17 protein-coding genes and 3 tRNA genes are annotated in these 23,502 nt (G+C 64.7%); 8 read left to right on the top strand and 12 right to left on the bottom strand.

Annotation, left to right across the window (positions count from 1 at the left end):
- Window positions 1–121: 121 nt before the first annotated feature.
- The 3 genes from AOG28_RS16910 to AOG28_RS16900 form a co-directional block, all read right to left on the bottom strand.
- Window positions 122–1,663: an alanine/glycine:cation symporter family protein gene (locus AOG28_RS16910; RefSeq protein ID WP_054557282.1), complete on the bottom strand. Its 1,542-nt coding sequence runs from the start codon at window positions 1,661–1,663 to the stop codon at window positions 122–124.
- Window positions 1,664–1,743: 80 nt separating this feature from the next.
- Window positions 1,744–2,181: a universal stress protein gene (locus AOG28_RS16905; protein ID WP_043336528.1), complete on the bottom strand. Its 438-nt coding sequence runs from the start codon at window positions 2,179–2,181 to the stop codon at window positions 1,744–1,746.
- A 519-nt stretch (window positions 2,182–2,700) separates the two neighbouring features.
- Window positions 2,701–3,126 (bottom strand): hypothetical protein, encoded by a 426-nt coding sequence (locus AOG28_RS16900; protein WP_043336524.1) that lies wholly within the window; start codon window positions 3,124–3,126, stop codon window positions 2,701–2,703.
- Window positions 3,127–3,246: 120 nt separating this feature from the next.
- Here AOG28_RS16900 and AOG28_RS16895 point away from each other — a divergent pair, with 120 nt between their 5' ends.
- The gene (locus AOG28_RS16895) at window positions 3,247–4,401 is read left to right on the top strand and encodes a MalY/PatB family protein (protein WP_054557281.1); all 1,155 of its coding nucleotides are present in this window, start codon (window positions 3,247–3,249) and stop codon (window positions 4,399–4,401) included.
- A 608-nt stretch (window positions 4,402–5,009) separates the two neighbouring features.
- Here AOG28_RS16895 and AOG28_RS16890 read toward each other — a convergent pair.
- From AOG28_RS16890 to AOG28_RS16870, 5 genes are all read right to left on the bottom strand, one after another.
- Window positions 5,010–5,975, bottom strand: a complete 966-nt coding sequence (locus AOG28_RS16890) for a tetratricopeptide repeat protein (protein WP_043336518.1) — start codon at window positions 5,973–5,975, stop codon at window positions 5,010–5,012.
- A gap of 134 nt (window positions 5,976–6,109) precedes the next feature.
- Window positions 6,110–6,445, bottom strand: coding sequence for an EVE domain-containing protein (locus AOG28_RS16885; protein WP_054557280.1), 336 nt, complete (start codon window positions 6,443–6,445; stop codon window positions 6,110–6,112).
- A gap of 169 nt (window positions 6,446–6,614) precedes the next feature.
- A tRNA-Met gene (locus AOG28_RS16880) sits at window positions 6,615–6,691 on the bottom strand.
- Between the two features lie 43 nt (window positions 6,692–6,734).
- Window positions 6,735–6,811, bottom strand: a tRNA-Met gene (locus AOG28_RS16875).
- Window positions 6,812–6,863: 52 nt separating this feature from the next.
- Window positions 6,864–6,940: transfer RNA gene (locus AOG28_RS16870), tRNA-Met, on the bottom strand.
- A 370-nt stretch (window positions 6,941–7,310) separates the two neighbouring features.
- Between AOG28_RS16870 and phbB the strand changes: the two genes are divergently transcribed.
- Window positions 7,311–8,057 carry an acetoacetyl-CoA reductase gene (gene phbB, locus AOG28_RS16865; RefSeq protein ID WP_043336510.1) on the top strand — a complete coding sequence of 249 codons (747 nt, stop codon included), beginning with the start codon at window positions 7,311–7,313 and terminating at the stop codon, window positions 8,055–8,057.
- Between the two features lie 151 nt (window positions 8,058–8,208).
- Here the strand turns inward: phbB and AOG28_RS16860 are convergent, their stop codons facing one another.
- Window positions 8,209–11,061 (bottom strand): DUF349 domain-containing protein, encoded by a 2,853-nt coding sequence (locus AOG28_RS16860; RefSeq protein WP_054557279.1) that lies wholly within the window; start codon window positions 11,059–11,061, stop codon window positions 8,209–8,211.
- A 525-nt stretch (window positions 11,062–11,586) separates the two neighbouring features.
- Between AOG28_RS16860 and minC the strand changes: the two genes are divergently transcribed.
- From minC to sbcB, 4 genes are all read left to right on the top strand, one after another.
- Window positions 11,587–12,345, top strand: a complete 759-nt coding sequence (minC, locus tag AOG28_RS16855; RefSeq protein WP_054557278.1) for a septum site-determining protein MinC — start codon at window positions 11,587–11,589, stop codon at window positions 12,343–12,345.
- Between the two features lie 82 nt (window positions 12,346–12,427).
- Window positions 12,428–13,246 (top strand): septum site-determining protein MinD, encoded by an 819-nt coding sequence (gene minD, locus AOG28_RS16850; RefSeq protein WP_054557277.1) that lies wholly within the window; start codon window positions 12,428–12,430, stop codon window positions 13,244–13,246.
- On the top strand, window positions 13,243–13,503 hold the full coding sequence (minE, locus tag AOG28_RS16845) for a cell division topological specificity factor MinE (protein ID WP_043336475.1): 261 nt from the start codon (window positions 13,243–13,245) through the stop codon (window positions 13,501–13,503). Before minD ends, minE begins: the two co-directional genes overlap by 4 nt.
- A 166-nt stretch (window positions 13,504–13,669) precedes the next feature.
- Window positions 13,670–15,145 carry an exodeoxyribonuclease I gene (gene sbcB / locus AOG28_RS16840; RefSeq protein WP_043336470.1) on the top strand — a complete coding sequence of 492 codons (1,476 nt, stop codon included), beginning with the start codon at window positions 13,670–13,672 and terminating at the stop codon, window positions 15,143–15,145.
- Window positions 15,146–15,309: 164 nt separating this feature from the next.
- On the opposite strand, the gene AOG28_RS16835 is transcribed toward sbcB, so the two are convergent.
- Entirely contained in the window at window positions 15,310–18,294 is a 2,985-nt protein-coding gene (locus AOG28_RS16835; protein ID WP_152965468.1) for an insulinase family protein, read from the bottom strand.
- A gap of 140 nt (window positions 18,295–18,434) precedes the next feature.
- Complete coding sequence (locus AOG28_RS16830; RefSeq protein ID WP_082388948.1) at window positions 18,435–19,145, bottom strand: SOS response-associated peptidase; 711 nt, start codon at window positions 19,143–19,145, stop codon at window positions 18,435–18,437.
- Window positions 19,146–19,440: 295 nt separating this feature from the next.
- Between AOG28_RS16830 and AOG28_RS16825 the strand changes: the two genes are divergently transcribed.
- Both AOG28_RS16825 and AOG28_RS16820 read left to right on the top strand, forming a co-directional pair.
- Window positions 19,441–20,085: a TetR/AcrR family transcriptional regulator gene (locus AOG28_RS16825; protein WP_043336466.1), complete on the top strand. Its 645-nt coding sequence runs from the start codon at window positions 19,441–19,443 to the stop codon at window positions 20,083–20,085.
- The gene (locus AOG28_RS16820; protein ID WP_054557276.1) at window positions 20,082–21,974 is read left to right on the top strand and encodes an MFS transporter; all 1,893 of its coding nucleotides are present in this window, start codon (window positions 20,082–20,084) and stop codon (window positions 21,972–21,974) included. The genes AOG28_RS16825 and AOG28_RS16820 overlap by 4 nt, the downstream gene beginning before the upstream one ends.
- A 122-nt stretch (window positions 21,975–22,096) precedes the next feature.
- Here AOG28_RS16820 and AOG28_RS16815 read toward each other — a convergent pair whose 3' ends face one another.
- Entirely contained in the window at window positions 22,097–23,332 is a 1,236-nt protein-coding gene (locus tag AOG28_RS16815; RefSeq protein ID WP_160317893.1) for a multidrug effflux MFS transporter, read from the bottom strand.
- Window positions 23,333–23,502 lie beyond the last annotated feature (170 nt).

The following is a 23,502-nucleotide window of genomic DNA, read 5'->3' as shown; positions in this document are numbered from 1 at the left end:
TTCAGCCGTCCAATGCACGGAATTGCATGATCGGCAACGAAAAAGCCCCTGCCGATGGGCAGGGGCCTTGGGTCATGCGGCGGCTGACGGCTGTGTCAGGCCCGCCTGGGCGTGATGGGGGTCACGCGTTCTGGCGCTTGGCCTCCTTGTCGACCGGTGCGATCTCGCCGGACTTCAGCTTGGCCATGTACTGGGCCAGCTCACGCTTCACGACCGGCATCAGGTAGTAGAGGCCGATGATGTTGGCGATGGACATGGCGAAGATCATGGCGTCGGAGAAGTCGATGACCGGGCCGAGGCTCATGGAGGAACCGATGACCACGAAGGCGAGGAAGATCAGCTTGTAGACGATCTCGGAGCCCTTGCTCTCGCCGAACAGGTAGGTCCAGGCCTTCAGGCCGTAGTAGGACCAGGACAGCATGGTGGAGAAGGCGAACATCAGCACCGCCAGGGCCAGCACATACGGGAACCACGGGAAGGCGGTCTCGAAGGCGTAGGAGGTCAGCTGGACGCCGCCGAGGCCTTCGACCTGGTAGGCGCCGGTGATGACGATGACCAGCGCGGTCATGGTGCAGATGACGACGGTATCGATGAACGGTTCGAGCAGGGCGACGATCCCTTCGGTCGCCGGCTGGGAAGTCTTGACGGCAGAGTGGGCGATGGCCGCGGAGCCGATACCGGCTTCATTGGAGAAGGCAGCACGCTTGAAGCCCTGGATCAGCACGCCGACGATACCGCCGCCGACCGCGACCGGTGCGAAGGCACCTTCGATGATGGCGCCGAAGGCGGCCGGAATCGCACTGAAGTTGAAGCCGAGGATGATGAGTGCCGCGATCACGTAGATGACAGCCATCATCGGTACCAGCTTCTCGGTGACACGTGCGATGGACTTGATGCCGCCGATGATGACCATGCCGACGATGGCGGCCATCACGAGACCGAACAGCCAGCCGTAGCCGACCAGGAAGCTGGCATCACCGCCGGTGACGTTGACGGCCTGCTGATAGGACTGGTTGGCCTGGAACATGTTGCCGCCGCCGATGGAGCCACCGATGGCACAGATGGCGAAGAAGATCGCCAGAATCTTGCCCAGACCCGCCTTGCCATTTTCCGCGAAGCCCTTGGACAGGTAGTACATCGGGCCGCCGGAGATGGAGCCATCCGCATTGACGTTGCGGTACTTCACGCCAAGCGTACATTCACAGAACTTGGAGGCCATGCCGAGCAGACCGGCCAGAATCATCCAGAAGGTGGCGCCCGGGCCGCCCAGCGAGACGGCGACCGCGACGCCGGCGATGTTGCCAAGGCCGACCGTGCCGGACAGCGCCGTGGCCAGTGCCTGGAAGTGGGATACCTCGCCTTCATCCTTCGGGTCGGTGTAGTCGCCCTTGACCAGACGGATGGCATGGCCGAACAGGCGGAACTGCACGAAGCCGAAATAGAGCGTGAAGATGACGGCCGCGATGATCAGCCAGCCGACGATCAACGGGAACTGGGTGCCGGCCACCGGCACGGAATAGAAGATGGTCGAGACGATCGGGTTGACGATCGGTCCGACGATGTCACTGATGGCCTGGTCCATGCCTTCGGCACGGGCAGAGCTTGCGGCCATGAGGGCTGCCATGGCGGCAGCCCAGGGGGCCAGGGAGCGGAATCGACTCATGAGAGGTAACCTCGAAAAGCGAATTGTCGTTATTGTCTGGTGCGAATCTCTGCAGGCGGCGGGTGCGGGAGGCGCCTGTCTTAGGGAACGATGGTGACGGGCACCGAGGCCTCTTGAATCAGATGGGCGGTGACGCTGCCGAAGATGCGTGAGCGCACGCTTTCCCCCTTGCGGCCGACGATGATCTGCTCGGCATTCACTTCACGCGCCAGCAGGCTGAGGATCTCGGCGGCATCGCCGTGGCGGACACGCCCCTCGACCTGATAGCCCTCCTTTTCCAGCTCGCTGATGGCGGGCGCCAGCACACGCTCGCGGGCCAGCTTGATCTCGTTCTCACGGCGGCTGGCACGCTGGGCGTTCTCCTCCGGCGTGTTGAAGCTGTAGGGCGACCATTCGACCACGTAGCAGAGAATGATCCTGGTTTCCGCGCCCACCAGAGAGGCGACGCGCTTGGCATAGGCAATGGCACTGTCGCCGCCCGGGGTTCCATCCAGTCCGACAATCAGGGAGGTGGTCATGGAGCTTCTCCTGAAGCTTGCTGGTCGTCGTGTCGCGCCAGCGGATTCTTGTTGAATTACCGTTTCGTTGCGGTTGAAAGAACTTTACTCCTCGCTCACACAAGAAATCCCTTCGGGTGTATCGCTTCACAAAACGATGATTAAACGAAATGGCGTCAGTTACGCGTTGACGAGTCTCAGGTTTCCGCTACGCCATTAGCCGGTGGTGACGATATTCGCTGAGAAAACTGCTACCCATGGCTGTCAGCAATGGCGAGAGCGGGACGAGCTGTCCTTTGAGGGGGCCAGCAGGGTCACCATCAGAATCGCCATCAGTGGCAGGGGGGAGTGGGAGCGGACAAGAGAATAGAGCGGGCAAGAGAGGGTAAGCAGGGGAGGGAAAGCAGAGGATGGGGAGGTGAGGGAGGAGAGCAGAGAAGAGCAGAGAAGAGGGCGGTGAGGAAGGAGAGCAGAGGAGAGTAGAGAAAAACGCAGCGCTGCTCACCAACAGCGCTGCGGGCGCTCGACAATCGAGCGCGGCTAGATCAGTCGCTGATGCGTCAGGTCTTGCCAGGCGGCTTCGATGGGCCAGGCCAGCGGCTGACGCAGGTGTTCCGGCAGTGCCATCAGGGCGGCCGTGGGACTGTCGTGTTCGCGCATGCGCAACCAGCAATAGGCCCAGGCGCAGGCGTCATCCGGGCCCTGCGGCACCGGGCGTGCCGGCATCTGCATCAACAGGAACAGCGCTGCCTTGGGTGCCCACAGCGGCGCACCGCCCTCGGCGGCCCACTGCTCCAGCGTCTCGCCATCGGGATTGCTGGCGGGCTGGCCAAGACTTGCGACGCGCGCGGTATCGGCCAGCAGCACGGCGAGACGCTCGCTATCGCCGCGGCCATGGGTCAGCCAGGCACGCAACAGACCGGGCAGCCCGCGCTGGGCCTGTGGGTAAAAGGTGTCTTCAGACATGCACAAAGCCTTATGCTGTAGTTGGTCCACAGGTATTCTTCTCGCCGTCCTCGGGCGGCGTGAGTCGAGAGCACTGCTCGCGTTGCCTGCCAAATTTGCCCGCCACAGGGAGACTCCATCTTGCCATTCGATTTCATCACCCCGCTCGATCGACGCCAGTATCCTTCCCAGAAGTGGGATCGCTACGCCTCGGACGTCATGCCCCTCTGGATCGCCGACATGGACTTCAGCGCCCCGCCCGCCGTGACGCGAGCGCTGGCCGAGCGAGTGGCGCACCCGGTCTACGGCTATGCCAAGCCGTCGGAGGGCCTCGATGACAGCCTGTGTGACTGGAGTCGCGAGCATTATGGCTGGGAGGTGCCGCGTGACGCCATCGTCTGGCTGCCGGGCGTGGTGCCGGCCTTGCATCTGGCCAGTCTGGCATTGACCTCTCCCGGCGCGGGCGTGGTCACGACGACCCCGATCTACCCGCCCTTCCTCAAGGTGGCCCAGAAGACCGGGCGACTGGCGCAGATGGCACCGCTGGCAGAGCCCGAGACGCAAGGCGGCCCCTGGCGTCTGGATCTGGAGGCCCTGGAAGCGGCCATCACGCCCGAGACCGAGCTGCTGCTATGGTGCCACCCGCACAATCCTACCGGCCGCGTCTGGCGCGAGGAAGAGCTCGAGGCGCTGGCGGAGCTGGTCGAGCGTCACGATCTGCTGGTGGTCTCCGATGAGCTGCATGCTGATCTGGTGGTGGACCCGGCGGCCCGCCATATTCCGCTGGCCAGCCTGAGCGAGCGACTGGCGGCGCGCTGCGTGACCCTGTGGGCGCCCTCCAAGACCTTCAACACTGCCGGGCTTACGTTTGCCTGCGCGGTAATCACCGATCCCAAGCTGCGTGCACGCTTCACCGGCGCCGCCAATGGCTTGATGCCCGATACCAATGTGCTGGGCATGGCCGCGACCGAAGCGGCGTGGCGCGAGGGTGAGCCGTGGCGTCAGGAGTTGCTGAGCGTGTTGCGTGACAACCTCGATCTGCTGGAAAGCCATGTGGCACGTTGGGACGGCGTCAGCATGTCGCGCCCGCAGGCCACCTATCTGGCCTGGCTGGATATGCGCAAGGCAGGGCTCGGGGAGTCTCCGCAGCAGACCCTGCTCGAGGAGTGCGATGTCGCGCTGTCGGATGGCGCAGACTTTGGCTGGCCGGGCTTCGTGCGCTTGAACTACGGCACCACGCGCGTGCAGCTGAAGAAGGCGCTGCAGCAGATGGATGAGCGCCTGCAGAAAGGCTGAGGTTGGCGAAGGGAACGAGGGGGCGAGCGAAGCGGCCGAGAAGGGGGGTCGACAGTACCGGAGTTGATCTGGGTCAGTCTGCGGCGTTTCGTTGGCAGCTATCGCTCATCGCAAACTTGAATTGAGAATCATTATCGTTAACTCTGAGGTCAGGCCGCTCATCGGGAGGGGCTTGTCATCAGGAGATGCGACGATGAGACATGAGGTGGCAGAGACGCCGCGACAGGGGCGGCCAGCAAGCAGGAATGCAGGCGTGACGGCCTGTCGTGAATGGTGTTGTCAGGGCGGGAGCCTGCGCCTGGCGCGTTCGTCGCCGCCATCTTCCCGCTGCCGTGCTCCCGCGGCGTCATCTGCCACCCCGTCTGCGCCAGACGCCGTGAAGTCTGCGGGCCAGGAACTAGAGGTGGACTTTCCGCCCAGCGTGCGCGAATCGCGTGCTCGCCCCTCGCTTCTCAAGGGCTGGAGCCGTCGTTAGCCCTTGAGTCGGTGCGACGGCTGGCCCTCAATGACAAGGCCCCGCTTCCTTTACCGGGGGCGGGGCCTTGTCGTCTGTGTGGCGTGTTCAGCTCATCAGTGCGGTCAGCAGCAAGATCAGCGCATCAGCACGATCAGTACATCAGAGCGAACAGTTGACGGCGGAAGCGCACGGTCAGCTCATGGGTCGCACCGAGGGCGTCGAAGACACGCAGCAGCGTCTTGCGTGCCAGATCATCGCCGTACTGGCGATCGGTCTTCACCAGGCTGATCAGGGCATCCAGCGCCAGCTCGTAATGGCCATCCGCCAGATCACGCATGGCGCGCTGGTAGCGGGCTTCGCTGTCGTCCCGCTCGATCATCGCCTGCACCTCTTCGGGCGACGGTGCCTCGGCGATGAAGTCGATGCGCGCACGTACACCACGCGCCTGGGCGCCGTCACGGTCTTCCGGCTTGAGGGAGTCCAGCAGCTGACGGGCCTCTTCACCATTACCTTCGGCGACCAGCACCGAGGCGAGGTGGATGCGGTATTCCGGTGTCTCGGGGGATTCCTGTGCCAGTTGCTGATACAGCGCCTTGGCGGTGACGAGGTCGCCGCTTTCCAGTGCAGTGGCCGCCTGCTCCGCGAGGCTGGGGCCTGCCCCTGCCGCCGGCTGGACCTTGTGCTGCTCGAGGAACTGGCGAATCTCGGCTTCCGGACGTGCGCCGGTGAAGTTGCCTGCCAGACCGCCCTGGATGACCAGCTTGACGTCCGGCACCGAGCGCACGCCCAGCTGAGCGGCGATGTCCTGCTGCTCCTCGGCGTTCAGCTTGGCCAAGATGAAGCCGCCCGCATATTCACGTGCCAGCTTCTCGAGGATCGGCGTCAGGACGAGGCAATGCTCGCTCTGCGGCGACCAGCAATCCAGCAGTACCGGCACTTGCTGTGAGGCTTCCAGCACCTGCTGAAGATTGCTCATGTCCACATCGATGATGTAGGTGTTGGCGTCTTCTGCCTGGCGCGGTGCACTGGCGGCACCGCCGCCGACCACCCCTTGTGGCTGGGCGGCGGTGGTGTCATTGCCGGTCAGTGGCTGGCCGGTATTGGGATCGATGATCATGGTGCATGCCCCGAAATTCTGTCTGCGATTCAAGGCTCGCGCGCGAGCCGGTTGGCCTGATGATGCGGCCCGTCGCAGAGGAGTTCAAGGCGCTGCCGGACACTTCCTCGCGCGAGCGTCCCGGGCGCGTCGGTTCACGGCAGCAGGGTGTCGCCGGCCAGGCTGGCGATGCAGGCGGCTTCGCTCTCGCTGAGCGGCATCACGGACAGGCGTGCGCGGCGCACCAGGTGGCTGTCCGCCAGCTCGGGCCGGGCCTTCAGGCGCGCGATGGGCAGGGCGACGGCCAGTCCGACCACCGCAGGCAACTTGCAGCTGGAGTGCTGGATGAGCACGACATCACCGAGCTGCATCTCGCGCAGGAAGTTGCGCGCCTGATAGTTGCGCACGCCATCCCAGAGCGCCGGTGATTCGCGGCGCAGGTCATCCAGCGAGAAGGCATCGGGTTCGGTCTTGACCAGCCAGTGGCGCATGCAGGCACTCCCTTGGGACTGACGTGATGAGTGTGAAGGGCCGGGTGTGAAGAGGCCCGGTGTGGATAGGAGTAGCCAGGCCCGTGAACCGGCTTCCTCGCCATCATCGCACAGGAATTTCACGCATACGAAAAAGGCCTGATGCATGGCATCAGGCCTTTCGAATTCTTGGTAGCGGGGACCGGATTTGAACCGATGACCTTCGGGTTATGAGCCCGACGAGCTACCAGACTGCTCCACCCCGCAACACTGGGTACTGCCTTTGCTCCAACTCTGACGCATCAGAGGTTGGTAGCGGGAACCGGATTTGAACCGATGACCTTCGGGTTATGAGCCCGACGAGCTACCAGACTGCTCCATCCCGCAACATCACGTTGGTGTCTGACCGGCAATTGCCTGATAGGCAACGACTTGTCAGTGGTAGCGGGGACCGGATTTGAACCGATGACCTTCGGGTTATGAGCCCGACGAGCTACCAGACTGCTCCACCCCGCATCAACGTGGGGCGTAGTATAAGGATATACAGTGCTGCGTCAACCGTTATCCCGTAATTGACGCAAACTTCTCGTGTCCGGTGAGTCGTCACCAACCCGTCTGCGCCTCTTGAGCGATTATCGGCATCTTGTGTGAGAGATCTGCTACATACATTCCCGCTGCATCCTGTCCATACTGAGGGTGACGCGCCTCGCGCAGGCGGATGGCAGGCGTCACAGAGTGCACGATTGTCATCAGGCTGTTAGAGACGCGGGTCATTGTTGTCGTTGCAGGCATTCTCGTTTTCTCAGGGCGGGGGTGTCCGCAGATTCGCCAAGCTGTGCCCAAGCCAAGGACACAGGACGTTCCAGGATTAGGGAGACACAATAAGATGACACAAACAGCACCCGTCGCATGGGTTACCGGTGGTACCGGTGGCATTGGTTCCGCTATCTGCCGCGAGCTGGCGAACCAGGGGTATCAGGTAATTGCGGGTTACAGGAACAAGGAAAAGGCAGAGGGGTGGCTGTCGGAACAGCGCGCTGCCGGGTTCGAGAACATCGCACTGTCCGGCATCGAGCTGGACAACTTCGAAGCCTGTCAGGCAGGCGTCAACGAAATCCGCGAGCGCTTCGGTCCGATCGCGGTTCTGGTCAACTGCGCCGGCATCACGCGTGATACCTCCATGCGCAAGATGAGCTATGAGCAGTGGCGCGAAGTCATCAACTGCAACCTCGACAGCGTCTTCAACACCTGCCGTGCCGTCATCAATGACATGCTGGAGCACAAGTACGGCCGCATCGTGAACATCTCCTCCATCAATGGCCGCAAGGGCCAGTTCGGCCAGGTCAACTACTCGGCCGCCAAGGCGGGCATGCATGGTCTGACCATGGCGCTGGCGCAGGAAACCGCGACCAAGGGCATTACCGTCAACACCCTGTCGCCGGGCTACATCGCCACCGACATGATCATGAAGATCCCCGAAGAGATCCGTGAATCGATCCGCGAGACCATCCCTGTCAAGCGTTATGGTCAGCCGGACGAGATCGCACGTGCGGTCGCCTTCCTGGCCGACGAGAAATCCGGCTTCATCACCGGTGCCAACCTGGATATCAATGGCGGCCAGTTCATGGGCTGATGCCCTGCGCTAGCGCGAGCCAGTGCAGGGTTGGCACCCGGCCCCGCCTGGCAAGAGAATGAAAAAGCCCCCGTCTCTCTCGAGGCGGGGGCTTTTCGTTGCCATGGCTTCAGTCTTGCGTGCGCGTCGTCACCAGCTCAAGAGCACTGGCTCAGTGATTGAACAGCGCATCGAAGCGCGGCAGTTCGGTCTGCCAGGCGTCCCAGTCCAGCGGACCGTTGGCGAGCAGCGCATCCAGCACCTCATCCAGCTCTTCTTCACGCTCCATGCGCTCACCCAGCTGCTGGTTGATGCGCGCGACCTGCACGGTCAGGCGGCGTGATTCATCTTCGCTGCCCAGCGGGGCCTCGAACAGAATGGCCAGGTGGACACGCAGCTCGGCCAGGCGCTCATTGGCGGCGCTGCAGTTGCTCGGCAGGGCCTGGCGCATCTGGTTGCGCGCCGCATTGGCCTGACGGCTGTTGTCGTCGAAGGCCGAGGTGTTCGGCAGCTCGACATCCTGCACGTCGCCGTTGCGAGCGCTGGCATCCGCCACGGCGTGCTGTTCGAGCAGATCACGCCATTGCTGCCATTCCTCGCGCAGTTGCAGGGCGTGCAGTTCATCCAGACGCTGCTCACGACGCTTGAGAATGCCGGTCCAGCGACGACGCATGCCGTCACCCCGCTTGCCGCGCGGCAGCGGGCCGAGGGTGTCGGCTTCCTTCAGGGCGTCATCGAGCAGGGCGGCGTCTTCCAGCGTCTCCGGCTCCCAGCTGTCGAGGCGCTCGATCAGCGCCTGCCACTGATCCAGACGTGCCTGCTCGCGGCTGTCGCGGTCTTCGCGGTCCTGGTCGCGCGCGGCGAAGATGCGGTCGCACGCCGCGCGGAAGGCGGCCCACAGGCGTTGCTCTTCGCCCTTGGGCGCGCGGCCCATCTCGCGCCAGCGACTCTGCAGTGCCTTGGCCTGTTCGGCGCGGGCACGTGCCGGTGAGTCCTCATTGGCCAGCGCCTCGACGGCATCGACCAGTGCCTGCTTGGCGGCGGCGATCTGGCCCGCGCGGCTGTCGATCAGCCCCTGCAGTGCCGTCAGTGCCTCACCGAATCGATGCGACAGCTGGCGACCGGGGCCCGCGGGCACCGGCGTGTGGCGACGCCATTCCTCACGGGCGCGATCACGGATCTGGCGCAGGGAGTCGGGGTCGGCATCATCCATGGCGTGGCCGTTGAGCGATTCGAGCTGCTCGCAGAGCGCTTCGCGCATGGCCAGATTGTGTTCACGCAGCTGCTTGCGCGATTCGCGGTAATCCCGCAGGCGCAGCTTGATGGCGTCAGAGGCGGTGCGGAAGGCCTGGCTGGCATCGCGGCTGGCGGCCGCATCACCCAGCTCGCGCCATTGTTGAATCAGCTGCTGATGCTGGCGGTCGCGCTGCTCATCGCTGATGTCATCACGCTCGCTCAGGGTGGTGATGGCCTCGAGCAGCTGCTCGCGCTTGGGCGCCGCGACGAAGTTCTGCCAGTCACGGAGTTCCGCGACACGCGCGCCCAGCTGGCGCAGGCGTGTCTGGCGGGCATTGTCGAGCTGGCCTTCGGTGCGATCGCGCAGTGAACGATGCAGACGGCTGGCCGGCTTGAGCTTGCCGGCATCGAGATCCGCTTCCAGGCGTGCCAGTTCGGCATCCAGTGCGTCCAGATCCAGGCTCGCCTTGCGCGCAGCGCCGTCGCTCTCGCGGGAGGCGTCGGCTGACTCGGCGTCTTGTGCAGGGCTGCCATCGAGCGCGTCCTGCTCCTGCGCTGCCTCTTCCGGCTCTTCCGGCTGCGCCGCGCTGATCGCCTGACGCACCGCATTCAGGCTGGCAGTCTGCGGCAGACCCGCAGGCCAGGCCACTTCGCTTTCCAGACGACGCAGCTGGTCGATGTCATTGTCGACCAGCGCGGCATCCAGCTCGCCCTGGCACAGCTGATGGCGATGCCAGGCATCGAGGGCATCCTGAAGCTGCTGTTGCAGGCGCTGCTGACGTTCGAGCAGTTCGGCCGGGGCCGAGAACTGGTCGGTCAACTCGCTCCAGCGTTCTCCCTGCAGACGGCGCTGGGCCTGCAGGCTGGCGAAGTCGTGGTCATTGACGCAGTCGCGGCTGTAGAGGTCTTCCCGCGCCTGATCCACGGCGCTGAGGATCTCTTCCAGGTGCGTATTGAGGTTGGCGCTCAGGCGCTCATGGGCGCGAATGGCTTCCTCGCGGGCCTCATGGTCGCTGATGACCTTGTGCGCCTGCTGGCGCGCCTCTTCGAAGCGCTGTTGAATCTCGTAGTCCGCGGCCGGCAGACGCTCCCACTCGCGCAGCAGCGAGCGGTAACGCGAGGGCACGCTGTCTTCCCACGCCTGACGCGGCAGCTTCTCCATCTGGCGCAGCAGGTTGTCGCGGCTGGCGGCCAGCGCGTCGGCCTGCTGAGCATCGGCGCGGCGCTGGGCGAGAGTGTCGCGCGCCTGACGCTGCACGTGGCGGTCCCGCTTGGCATCGCGCACCAGACGCTCGAGGCCGGCCTGGCTGGTGATGCGGGCGGCGGCAGCATGGCGCACGGCGGCGATGGTGTTGTGGCAGGCCTGGTGGATCAGCGCCTCTTCATCTTCCAGACGACTCAGTGCGGTCAGACGCAGTTGCTGGTTGTCGCCGCGGGACGCCACGGCGGACAGCAGTTCGCTATCGTCCAGGCGCTCGACCAGCTGTTCACGGCTCAACAGTGAGGGCGCATCCTGGCCGCCGCTCAACAGTTCGATCAGGCGCTCGCGTACCAGGCCATCGGCGCGGTCGAGCAGCGGCAGCAGGCGCTCGGGAGATTGCATGCGCGTCAGGGCGGCATGGCGCACTTCCAGGGCGTCATCTTCGAGAATCAGGGTCTCCAGGATCTTGCGCTGGTCTGGAATCTCCGGATCAAGCTGGTCAGTGGCAGCGGAGCGAATGGCAGGGTTGGCGTGTTGCCAGCGAGGAGTGAACAGGCGGCCAGTGAGGCGGGAGAGCAGTCCGGTCATGAGAGAGCGGTTATCCAGGCAAAAAATAGAGGGGCGCAACAATTGGCCGCACACTCGGCGGGTGCAATCGGGTGGGCACGACGGAGTGGGCGGAGTGACGGCGCATGAATTTCGTCACCCCGCTATCTTACCAGTCACAGCCCCCCGTTGTGTGGTATCGCATGTCGATCGATGTGCCTTATTGCACGCGCGCGGCGGCGTGCAGGGCGACCGGCGGCGGGTGGCAGGTCGGCAAGGGAGCCACGTCGTAGGCTCGCGACACCTGACAGTGCCTGCTGCTGGCCGTATCATCAGTTGCAGCACTGTGTTCGCTCACATAGTTTTGTACGTTACCGCTATGCCATTCAGTGTCTGTCATTCATGCTCGGCGCCTATCAAGCAGTCGCTGTGCCGTGTGCGACGGCGAGCTATGTTATTCAGGTGGCCTTTCCATTCGAGGGTCGCCTTGAGGATGCCGTGAACAGCACGTGCATCATCAAGAGTGTCGGAGGGCTTCGACACTCCTTACGCAACCGGAGTCAGGTCATGAGTCTCAGTACGGACAGGGCCCCTCAGGCCTTCACCTTCAAGGGCGGCATGCTGCCGATGACGGTCATGGAGCTGGTCAGCGGTGATCCGGAGCAGATCCGTGCTCAGCTGGCCAGCAAGCTCAGCCAGTCGCCGGCCTTCTTTCAACATACGCCGGTGGTGCTGAGCGTCGAGAAGCTCGACGAGCCGCATCTGGCGCTGGAGCGCATCTGTGCCGTCTGCCGAGGGCACAAGCTGCTGCCGGTCGCGGTGCGTGGCGGTGGAGACCCGGTGCGTCAGTCCGCCTGGGCGTTGGGGCTGGGGTGGTTCCCGCCGCAGGAGAATCGCGGGCGCTCCCTCGAGTCCGTGCCGCCGGTGGCCGCTGAACCGGTCGCCGAGCCTGCCGAGATGGTCGCGGACAGCGCGGCTGAAAAAGCGGAGCCAGCCCACGCCAGCAAGGTGTATCGCGGCACGGTGCGCTCGGGCCAGCAGGTCAGCGCACCGGAGGGCGATCTGGTCATCATCGGCGCGGTGAATGCCGGCGCCGAGATCCTGGCCGCCGGCAGTGTGCACATCTATGGCGCTCTGCGTGGCCGCGCGCTGGCGGGTATCCATGGCGATCGCAACGCCAGCATCTATTGCAAGGAACTGCACGCCGAGCTGCTCTCGGTGGCCGGAACCTACAAGCGACTCGATGACATCGACAATCGCCTGCTGGGTGCCAATGTCGAAGTCGTGCTTGAACACGACCAACTCTGTATCGCACGACTCGGCTGACCCCAGCACTGTGTTCTGAACGATATCCAATATTTACAGGTGATCCTCGCTCGGCGAGGGACTCTCAGCAAGGAAGATACCTTTGGCCAAGATTATCGTAGTGACGTCAGGCAAGGGCGGAGTCGGCAAGACGACCAGCGCCGCCGCCATTGCCACCGGACTGGCTTTGCGCGGCAACAAGACCGTAGTGATCGATTTCGATGTGGGCCTGCGTAACCTGGACCTGATCATGGGCTGCGAGCGCCGTGTGGTCTATGACCTGGTCAACGTCATCCAGGGCGAAGCCAATCTCAAGCAGGCCCTGATCCGCGACAAGCGCATCGACAACCTGCACATCCTTCCGGCCTCCCAGACCCGTGACAAGGACGCGCTGACGCTGGAAGGCGTCGAGAAGGTGCTCGACGCGCTGCGCGAGGAGTTCGATTACGTCATCTGTGACTCGCCGGCCGGTATCGAGCGCGGTGCCCAGCTGGCGATGTACTTCGCTGACGAGGCCGTGGTGGTGACCAATCCGGAAGTCAGCTCGGTACGTGACTCCGACCGCATCATCGGCCTGCTGTCTTCCAAGACGCGTCGCGCCGAGAATGGCGACACCCCGGTGCGTGAACACCTACTGATCACCCGTTACCATCCGGCGCGCGTCACCGGCGGTGACATGCTCAACCTGACCGATATCCAGGAAATCCTGTCGATCCCGCTGATCGGCCTGATTCCGGAATCCGACGCCGTGCTGCGCGCGTCCAACCAGGGTGTGCCGGTCACGCATGACCAGAAGAGCGATGCCGGCCAGGCGTACGTGGATTGCGTGTCCCGCCTGTTGGGCGAGGAAGTGCAGCTGCGTTTCCATGAAGTCGAGAAGCGCGGCCTGCTGGCCAGAATGTTTGGAGGGGGGCGCAAGTGAAATTACTGGATTTTCTGAAGCGAGAGCGCAAGAAGACCGCCAATGTCGCCAAGGAGCGGCTGCAGATCATCGTCGCGCACCAGCGTAGCCAGCGTGACCAGCCGGATTACATGCCGATGCTGGAGCGTGAGCTGCTCGAGGTGATTCGCAAGTATGTGCAGGTCGACCAGGATGCCATCAACATCTCGCTGGACCGCGAAGACGACTGCTCGGTGCTGGAACTCAACGTCACTCTGCCGCGCCCCGGCGAGGCCTGAGTTCGCGGGGCGTCGGGTGCTTGCTACCTGAGGCGTTGCCGAGCGGGCACCGCCTGCGACGTCCCGACCCAGCCCATGCCCATTGCCTGCCAGAGCACCGTGCCAGCCTCGCTGGAGACGGTGCTCTGGCACGTTCATTTTTCGACCGCCCGCGTGGAGACATCCTGTGGCAGAGCCCACCTTCCTGTGGCACGACTACGAGACCTTCGGCGCCGACCCGCGCCGTGACCGTCCTTCGCAGTTCGCGGCCATCCGTACCGATGCTGACTTCAATGAGATCGGCGAGCCGCTGACCCTCTATTGCAAGCCGGCCGATGACTTCCTGCCCCAGCCGATGGCGTGTCTGATCACCGGCATCACCCCGCAGCAGGCCGAACGTCGCGGCATTCCCGAGGCCGAGTTCGCCGGGCGCATCAATGACGAGATGAGCGTGCCGGGGACCTGCACGCTGGGCTACAACAGCCTGCGCTTCGATGATGAAGTCAGCCGTCATCTGTTCTACCGCAACTTCCTCGATCCCTACGGACGTGAGTGGCAGAACGGCAATTCGCGTTGGGACCTGATCGATGTCGTGCGCGCCTTCCATGCCCTGCGCCCGGAGGGCATCGAATGGCCCAAACGAGAAGATGGTGCGCCCAGCTTCCGTCTGGAGCATCTGACGGCGGCCAATGGCATCGAGCACGCCGGCGCGCATGACGCGCTGGTGGACGTGCGCGCCACCATCGCGCTGGCACGTCTGCTCAAGTCGCGCAATGCGCGGCTGTTCGATTATCTGCTCAAGCTACGCAACAAGCGCCATGTCGCCAGCCTGCTGGATATCGGCGCACGCAAGCCGATGCTGCACATCTCGCGTCGCTATCCGGCCTCGCGGGCCTGTGGCGCGCTGGTGGTGCCGTTGGCGGAGCATCCTTCGAATGCCAATGGCGTGATCGTCTATGACCTCTCGGTCGACCCGGCGCCGTTGATGGAGCTGTCACCGGAAGAGATTCGTGCCCGTGTCTTCGCCAGTGCCGATGACCTCGCGGAAGGCGAGGAGCGGATTCCGCTCAAGGTCATCCATCTCAACAAGAGCCCGGTGCTGCTGCCGGCCAATGCGCTCAAGGATGTATCCGGGCCGCATGAGGGCGAGTACGGCGAGATCGCCGCGCGCTTCAAGATCGACCCCGCCCAGTGTCGCGTGCACTGGAAGTGGCTGAAGGACAACGCCGGTGTCGGCGTGAAGGTGGCGCAGGTATTCGCCGAGGCGCCGCCGGCCGGCCCGGCTGATCCGGACTTGATGCTCTATTCCGGTGGCTTCTTCTCGCCTGCGGACCGCAAGGAGATGGAGCGGGTACGGGCCACCCATCCCGAGGCGCTCGACGATACGCCGTTCGCCTTCCAGGATGGCCGACTCGAGGAGATGCTGTTCCGCTATCGTGCGCGCAGCTACGGCTACACGCTCAATTCCGCCGAGCGCGAACGCTGGGAGCAGTGGCGCTGGGAGCGCATGAACGATGAGCAGGTCGCGAGCCTGACCGTGAAGGGCTTCGTCAGCGAGATCCAGCGGCTGGCCCAGAGCGAACAGGACCCGGACCGCGTGCAGATTCTCGAAGAACTGGCGATGTACGTGGAAGGCATCATGCCGCCGCAGGCCTTCGGCTGATGACGGGCTAGCCGGCCCGCTGTGCTTGCCGGCAAGGCATGAATGAACAAGACCCCGACGCGGTTATTGAACTGCACCTCGTCGGGGTCTTGTCGTTTCAGGCGCCCGTCCGGTGAGGGCCGGCGCCTTGTTTGCCCGCCAAGCCGCTAGCGGGCCGGCGAGACTCAATGCTGAGCATTGCCGCTGGCTTCGGCAGAGGGTGCCGCCAGGGTCGCGCCTGTCTCGGCGCGCGGCGCCTCGGGCAGCGGCGGCAGGTCCAGTTTCGTGAGGCGCTGGTCGAAGTCGCTGGGCGTGCCGGGGTCGAAGGCCAGTTCCAGCGCGCTGGAGTCATTGAGCTGCTGCCAGATGGCGCGGATATCCTGCGCGCTGACCTGCTCGACGGTCGCGACCAGTTGCTGGCGGCGGTCAAAGCCTGTCCAGCCGAAGCTCAGCTCGCTCCAGTTGCGCGCTGCCAGCTCGGACAGCTTGCGGGGCTTCTGGGTCAGGCTGTCGACGACGGCGTCGCGGTAGCTGGCAAGCGCCGCCTCATCCAGTGACTGTAAGCGGTTGTCGAAGCGGGTGAGGAAGGCATCCATGCGCGAGAACAGCGTCTTGCTGTCCTTGGACGGCGACTGCACCAGCAGGCTCAGCCCCGGCGCATCGAGCATGGGCGAATAGCGTGCGGAGACGATATAGCCGAGTTGCTCCTCGGTGCGCAGCTGGCTGTAGAAGGGCGCTTCGAGCAGCTGACCCAGCACCGCGATGCGGGCCTGGGACTGCAGCGTACGGTCCTTGCCCTGCAGGTAGCGCAGGGCACCGGAATCGCCGCGTGTGCTGTCCGGGCGCAGTACCGTGTGCTGGGTGACCTGACGCACTTCCAGGTCTGGCACCGCCTCGCGCGTGATGCGCGGCGCAAGCCCGTTGATCACCAGCTGGCCGGTCTCGCGGGCCTGGTCGGCGGTCAGGTTGCCGGTCACCATCGCCTGCACGTGCAGCTTGGCAAGGAAGCGCTTGCGGAAGCTGTCCAGTGACTGGGCGTCGATCTTGTCCAGGGCCGCCAGTTGTTGCTCGGCGGTGCTCGGCAGGCCGACCAGCGTTTCACTGAGGCTGCGACCCAGGCGCGTGTAGAGCGGTGCCTGAACGCGATTCTGCAGGCTGCGACGCAGGCGTTGAGTGATGCGCTCCAGCGTGGCGGGGGCCATCTCGCCATTCACCAGCTGGTCGAGCACTTCACGCATTTCCGGCTGCTGACCATCACGCCAGCCACTGAACTGCAGGGTGATGCCACGCCCATGGGCATAGACCAGCGCATCCTGCCCGGCCAGACGCGCCGGATACAGACGCGCGTTGAGGCTGTCATTCAGCCACGCCGCCAGCACCTGACTCATGGCCTGATCATCCACCGAGCGACTGACGTCGGGATTGAGCAGACCGAAGCGCCATTCGGCCTTCGGCACGCCGAAGCTTGCATCGCCCTGATACCAGAGCTCGGCACCGGGCTCATCGATCAACTGGCTCGGCTTGGCGTCGGCCAGGTCGAGTACGCGGAAGTCCTTGGCCAGATAGGGGTTGGGACTGGGCAGCGCCAGCTGGCTGGCCAGGGTGTCGCCGCCGGCTGGTTGAGCAGTGGCATCCGCCGTCAGGCGCGTCAGGGTGTAGGGCGCCTTGAACCACTCGCCCTGTTGATCCCCCTCCACCTGCGGGCCGGAGTAGACCTCCAGCAGGTTGTCGGGTGTCAGACGAGCGAGGGTGTCCTTGATCAGGTCAGGGTCGAAGTCCTGCATCAGGTAGGGCGCCGCCAGCACGTCCTCGATCGGATAGCGCGTCATCATCATCGCCAGATTGCTGGCCAGATTGACCGGCGAGCTGCGCTGCTGGAAGCGGAAGCTCTGCTCGCCCAGCTGTGCCTGTTCGGTATAGCGCCAGTCGTTGATGCCCTCAGCGCGGATCAGCGCCAGATAGTCGAACAGCGCGGCACGGATCTCCGCCTGATGCTGCGCGCCCTCCGGGGTCAGGCTGATGTCGACGCTGAGCAGGGCATGCTCGCCATCACTGAGGCCACCGCCGGCCGAGAGGCCATCTGCCCAGCCCTTGTCCTTTAGCACCGCCAGCAGACTGCCTTCGCCCTCATGACCGATCAGGTTGGCCAGGTAGCTGACCGGCTGTGAGCGGTAGTGGGCAATCGGGTCGTCGATGGGGAACATGAACGACAGCTTGCGCTCCTGCTTGAGCGCCTTGACCTCAAGGCGTGCCGGCAGCTCGTCACCGCTGGCCAGGGGCGTGGTGATCTCGGGGCGCGACAGCCCGCGGTCGGGCACATCACTGAAGTTGTCACGGGCCAGCTGTTCGAGCGTTTCCAATGACTGCGGCCCGACCAGTGACAGGCGCATCACGTTGGCGCCGTAGTGGGCCTGATAGAAGTCGACCAGACGCTGGCGCAGGCTGCCGGCCTCGGTGTCCTTGAGGGTCTCGAGGCTGCCGACACTGAAGCGGTTGAAGGGGTGTTCCGGGTTGAGGGCCGCCTCGACAGCCTCGTAGATGCGCCGGCCATCGTCCTGCAGGCGTGCCTGATACTCGGAATTGACCGCATGGCGCTCGCGATCCACGTAGTCGGCATTGAACTGCGGGGCGACGAAGAAGCGTGCAAAGCGCGGCAGTGCCTCATCGAAGGCATCCGGGTCGATGTCGAAGAAGTAGTTGGTGTCCTGGCTGGCGGTGAAGGCGTTGTGCTGGCCGCCATGCTTGGTGATGAAGTCCTGGTAGGCATCCGGCTTCGGATAGCGATCGGTGCCGAGGAACAGCATGTGCTCCAGGAAGTGTGCCAGCCCCGGGAAATCGTCGGGGTCCTGGGCGCTGCCGACTTCGACATCGACGGCGGCGGCGGCCTTGTCGGCCTTGGCATCACTGACCAGCAGGACCTTGAGGCCGTTGTCGAGGGTCAGGCTGCGATAGAGTCGCTGGTCGTTCTCGCTCTTGATGACGGGACTGGCCTGCTCGGCCCTGGCGGGCGCCGTGCTTGAGGCGGAATTGGCGGCCGGCGCGAGGGACGACGCGGGCGCGGAAGTCGGGCGGGTATCGGCATGGCTGATGGCCGGCGCCAGACCACTCATGACAATGGCGGCAATGGCCGTGCTCAGTGCAAGAGGGCGAAATCCTGAAGGCAGTGACATCTTCTCTCCTGATTCATGCCACCGCTGCTCGGGCAGGTGGCGCTGACTCGGTGATGGTTCTCATTGGGCGAACATGCGCGCGAGGCGGTAGAGCGATGCAGTGCCGCCATCCTCGATACGTGCCGTTGGCGCAGGCGGATTCAGGTCAGCATCGGGCCGGTGGGGTGGGCGACGCTCCACTCCTGATGCTCGGGGTCGTTGACGAGGCGTGCGACCGGGAAGGCGGCCAGGCTGGCGTTCGGCGTCAGCATGCTGCGTACCGTCTCCAGCGGCGTCTCGGCATTCAGCCAGTCGCGTACCTGATGCGGCGCGATCACGGCGGGCATGCGATCGGTCAAACGTGATGTGACCCCGGCACACTCGACACTGATCAGCGCGAAGCTGTCGCGCCCCTCGGGGGGCAGCCCCTCCATCAGGGGGGCGCTGAAGTGGCGCGTCCACAGGGCGGCCAGCAACAGCGGGGCGCGGGTCGGGTGCGTGACCAGAAACGGCTGCTTCATGCGCGGTTGTTCCTTCCACACATAGACACCGCCGACGGGGATCAGTGCCCGCTGGCTGATGAACGACTCGCGGAACATGCGTCGCGTTTCCAGCGACTCTGCCCGCGCCACGTGCGGGGCGTGGTCCATGATCTCCAGCCAGCTGGGAGTCAGGCCCCAGAGTGCCGGCACCAGGCGCAGGCGGGGGCCTTCCAGGCGCAGCATCGAGGCGGGCATGCGCGGGGCGCGATTGGCGCTGACCAGCAGTTCGCTGCGCAACTGGCGTTCGAGCGCGGGAGTCGCCAGCGACCCGAACAGTTCGTCGGGGGGCAGGTCAGCGGGGTAGGGGGGGATATACAGACGACCGGCCACGAGAATCCTTTGAGGCGATGAGGCGAAGGGAACATGCAGCGGCAGCTGCTGCCTGAGATGGGGTGTGGATCGCGCTGCACGCCACGAATGCCAGCATGCCACACCTTGGTGGTGCTTGCGTTTGTGCTCAGTCTCGATATGCTGGACGGAAACACTGTTCGATTCAATGACCGATACGGGGTGCTCCAAGAGATGCCCGCTAGGCGTCGCAACCCTTTGCCCACCCGTGCTGTCCGAACACACACCGCGTCAGATTCGCTACGCGGTAACGCATCTCAAGCATCAGAGGAATTCGATGGCCCGTCCACGTCAGCATGCACCGGAAGCGCTGCATGCGCGGGTAATGGAGACCTGCGATGAATGGCTCAAAGAGCAGCCCGTTCACGCCCTGTCTCTGCGCAACCTGGCTCGCGAAGTCGGTTGTGCGCCCAGCACCCTGCTCAAGCTTTATGGCAGCTTCGGCAACCTGCTCCAGCACGTCAATCTGGCGACGCTGGACAGGCTGCGCGATGCGATAGCCGGACAGGAGACGCCGAGTCCTTCGGAGCGCCTCAAGGCACTGGCGCGCGCCTACTGGGGCTTCGCCCAGCGCGACCCTTACCGCTGGCAGCTGCTGTTCGACTTCCCGCTCGCCCAGGAAGGGGAGCTGGACCAGCGTCAGAACGCGATGATCGAAGGGCTGTTCGAGCGTGTGGAGGGGGCCCTGGTCGAGTACGCCCCACGCGTCGAGTCCGTCGAGGCCAAGCGCATGGCGCGCACGCTGTGGGGTAGCGTGCACGGTCTGGTGCAGCTGGGCATGAACGAGCGTCTGGGACTCTGGCAGGGGCAGCCACTGGAAGTGACGGAGCTGCTCGATCAGTTGCTGGACACCATGTTGGCGGGGCTCAAGGTACGCAGCGAGGCTGCGTGTGCGGGGGATGCCACGGAAGCTGGCAAATGAGTCGAGAACTGCTCCGGCGACCCCGTTTTGCGCCCTTCTTCTGGACCCAGGCCCTCGGGGCCTTCAATGACAATCTGTTCAAGAACGCCTTGCTGCTGCTGATGACCTTCGTGGTCATCGAGCAGCGGGGCTGGGACACCGGCATCGTCAACAACCTGGCGGCCGGTCTGTTCATCCTGCCTTTTCTGCTGTTCTCCGCCTGGGGCGGTCTGTTGGCTGACCGCCTCGACAAGCAGCGCCTGATCGTGCGGCTCAAGTGGCTGGAGCTGGCCACCATGAGCGTGGCGGCCGGCGCCTTGATCTTCGAGGCCTGGGAGTTGCTGCTGGCGCTGTTGTTCATGATGGGCACCCAGTCGGCGCTCTTCGGCCCGGTCAAGTACGCCATCCTGCCCCAGCACCTCAAGCCGGATGAGCTGGTCAGCGGCAATGCCTGGGTCGAGCTGGGCACCTTCCTCGCCATCCTGATCGGTACCCTTGCCGCCGCGGCCTTGATGGCACTGGGCGGCGAGCTGGCACGCTGGGCGCTCTCCGCGTCGCTGGTCTCGCTGTCCCTGCTGGGCGCGATGGCGGCCGGCAAGATTCCGCCGGCACCCTCCGCTTCGCCCGGCCCCGTACCGTGGCGTCCGCTCTCCGGCAGCATCGCGGTGATGCGTGAAGGGCTGAGCAATCGCCGGCTACGCTGGGCGCTGCTGGGCATCAGTGCCTTCTGGTTCCTCGGCGCCAGCTATCTGACGCAGTTGCCGGCCTATGCGCGCGATATCGTGCATGGGGCTGAAGGGGCGACCTCTGCCTTGCTGGCGGCCTTTGCCATCGGTATCGGGCTGGGGTCGCTGGCCTGTGAGCGTGTCTCGCGCGGGCGTCTCGAGACGGGACTGGTGCCCTTCGGCGCGCTGATCATCTTCGCTGGCGGGCTGGATCTTGCCCTGCGCCCGGCACTGGCCGAGGCACAGATGGCCACACCGCTGATCGAGCTGCTGGGCATCGCCGGTTTCTGGCGCATGTGGCTGGATCTCGGTGTCATCGGCTTCGGTGGCGGCCTCTATATCGTGCCGCTTTACACCCTGCTGCAGATCCGCAGTCCTGAAGATCACCGCGCGCGCATGATCGCGGCCAACAACGTGCTCAATGCCCTGCTGATGGTGCTGTCAGCCGGTGCCGGCATTCTGGTGCTGGGCGTGATGGGGCGCGATATCCCGGACTTCCTGCTGCTGCTGTCCCTGATCAGCGGGCTGATCGCGGTGGTCTGCATGCTGCGTGACCCGCGGCCCTTCCTGCGCCTCAATATCTTCATCCTCATCCACCTGATGTATCGCCTGCACCTCAAGGGGCGCTGGCGGATACCGGCGGAAGGGGCGGCGCTGGTGGTGTGCAATCACGTCAGCTTCATGGATGCGCTGATTCTGGGCGGGGCCAGTCCGCGCCCGCTGCGTTTCCTGATGGATGCCGAGATCTATCACTCGCCGTGGCTGAAGTGGTTCTTCCGCATCGCCGGGGCGATTCCGGTGGATTCCTCACGCAAGGACCCGGCAGGGGTGCGCCGCTCGCTGGAGGAAGTCGGCAAGGCGCTGCGCGAGGGAGAAGTCGTGATGATCTTCCCCGAGGGCAAGCTGACGCGTGACGGTGAGGTCGGTCGCTTCCGGCGCGGGCTGGAGTTGATTCTGGCGCGTGATCCGGTGCCGGTGATTCCGATGGCGCTGGGCGGTCTGTGGGGCTCCTGGTTCTCCCACGGCGGCGGGCCTGCCTTCGCCAAGTTTCCGCGGCGCCTGCGCGGGCGGGTAGAGCTGTGTGTCGGGCGTACCTTCGACCCTGTCGGCACCAAGGCGGTGGAGCTCGAAGAGGCGGTGCGTGATCTGCATCGCAAGGCGACACGCCTGGCGCGCTCCCGCTAGCCGCTCACTTTTATCAGTGCTGCATGAAAATGCCGCCCATGCCGACACGATCGTCAGGCAGGGGCGGCATTTCTCGTTCTGGCGACCAGCGGATGGCTGCTGGCGTCGAGCGCGGCGTCGCGTCAGTCGCTGGACTGCTCGGAGGGAGCGGTGTGGCGCGTGACCCAGAAGCCGAAGCCACCGATGGCCCAGGCGCCCAGCATGACCAGCGGCACCGCCAGCATGTCATCGCCGCTCAGCCACAGGCTGGCCAGGGCGCCATAGAGGCCGCCGCCGAGATACAGCACCGTGCCGGAGATGGCATTGGCGGCACCATGGCCACGTGCGAACAGCGACTGGTAGTCGGCCATCACGTTGGGCGTGATCATGCCGCCGGCGCCCAGCACGAACAGGATGCCCGGAATCAGGGTGGCGACCTGGACGTTGTCGGTGATGACCAGCGAGATCAGCCAGGTGATGCCGATCCCCTGCATGCACAGCGCTACCTGAACCAGCTTGCGCGTGCGCAGATGCTTGAGGCCGAAGTGGTTGAGACGGTTGCCGATCAGCATCGCGCCGACATTGGCGCCGAAGGCCAGCGCGAACTCACCGGAGTTCAGCCCCAGCACGCCCTGATAGAGATAGCTCGCGTTGGTCAGGAAGGTGAACATGATGCCGGGTCCGCACAGCAGCAGCATCAGGTGCCCGGGGACGCCGCGCGTGGTCAGTACCGTGCGATAGCTGGCCAATGCGCCGCGCAGGCTGAGCGGTGAACGCTCGCTGGCAGGCAGGGTCTCCGGCAGCCACTGGCGAATGGCGACTCCGGCGATCACGCCATAGACGGCCAGGCCGATGAAGACCATCTGCCAGGTGCTCAGCGCCAGGATGAGAGCGCCGAGGCTGGGGGCGACCAGCGGGGCTGCCATCAGCACCATCATGACGTTGGTCATCAGGCGCGCGGCGTCCTTGCCGGTCGCGACATCGCGCACCACGGTGCGAGAGACGCCGCCGGTCATGCCGGTCGCGATTCCCTGCAGGACACGGAAGACCATCAGCCATTCCAGGCTATGCGTCATGGCGCAGCCGAGACTCGCGATCAAGAACAGCACGATGCCGCCCAGCGCGATCGGGCGACGGCCCAGGCTGTCCGACAGCGGGCCACCACTCAGCTGACCGAAGGCGTAGCCGGCCAGGAAGAAGGTGATGGTCAGGCCGAGGCGGGAGTGATCGACACCGAATTCCGCGGCCATGGCGGGGATCGCGGGCAGGAAGGCATCCATCGATAGCGGGGCAAGGGCCACCATCAGGGCCAGCAGCACGGTGAAGTGAGGTTGTCGATGCAGGGCGGGGGTCGCCGTTGGGGCGGAAGCTGAAGTCATGAGGGCCATTCGAAGGTTGTGGGGCATTGCAGGGGGAGCGGTGAGTCAGCCTGCTCTGGCGCAGGTCCGTGACGTCTGGCGCTGGCGGGCAGCGCGAACGCGCACAGCATAGCGTGGGTTCGGGCCGCTTGCGTGTCGTGGTCTGCAACACCGTATTGCAGCTGGTTCTT

It is taken from the genome of Cobetia sp. UCD-24C (assembly GCF_001306765.1).
Lineage (GTDB): Bacteria > Pseudomonadota > Gammaproteobacteria > Pseudomonadales > Halomonadaceae > Cobetia > Cobetia amphilecti.
Note: the sequence above shows the minus strand (reverse complement) of the source record. Positions and strands in the feature narration are given on the sequence as shown.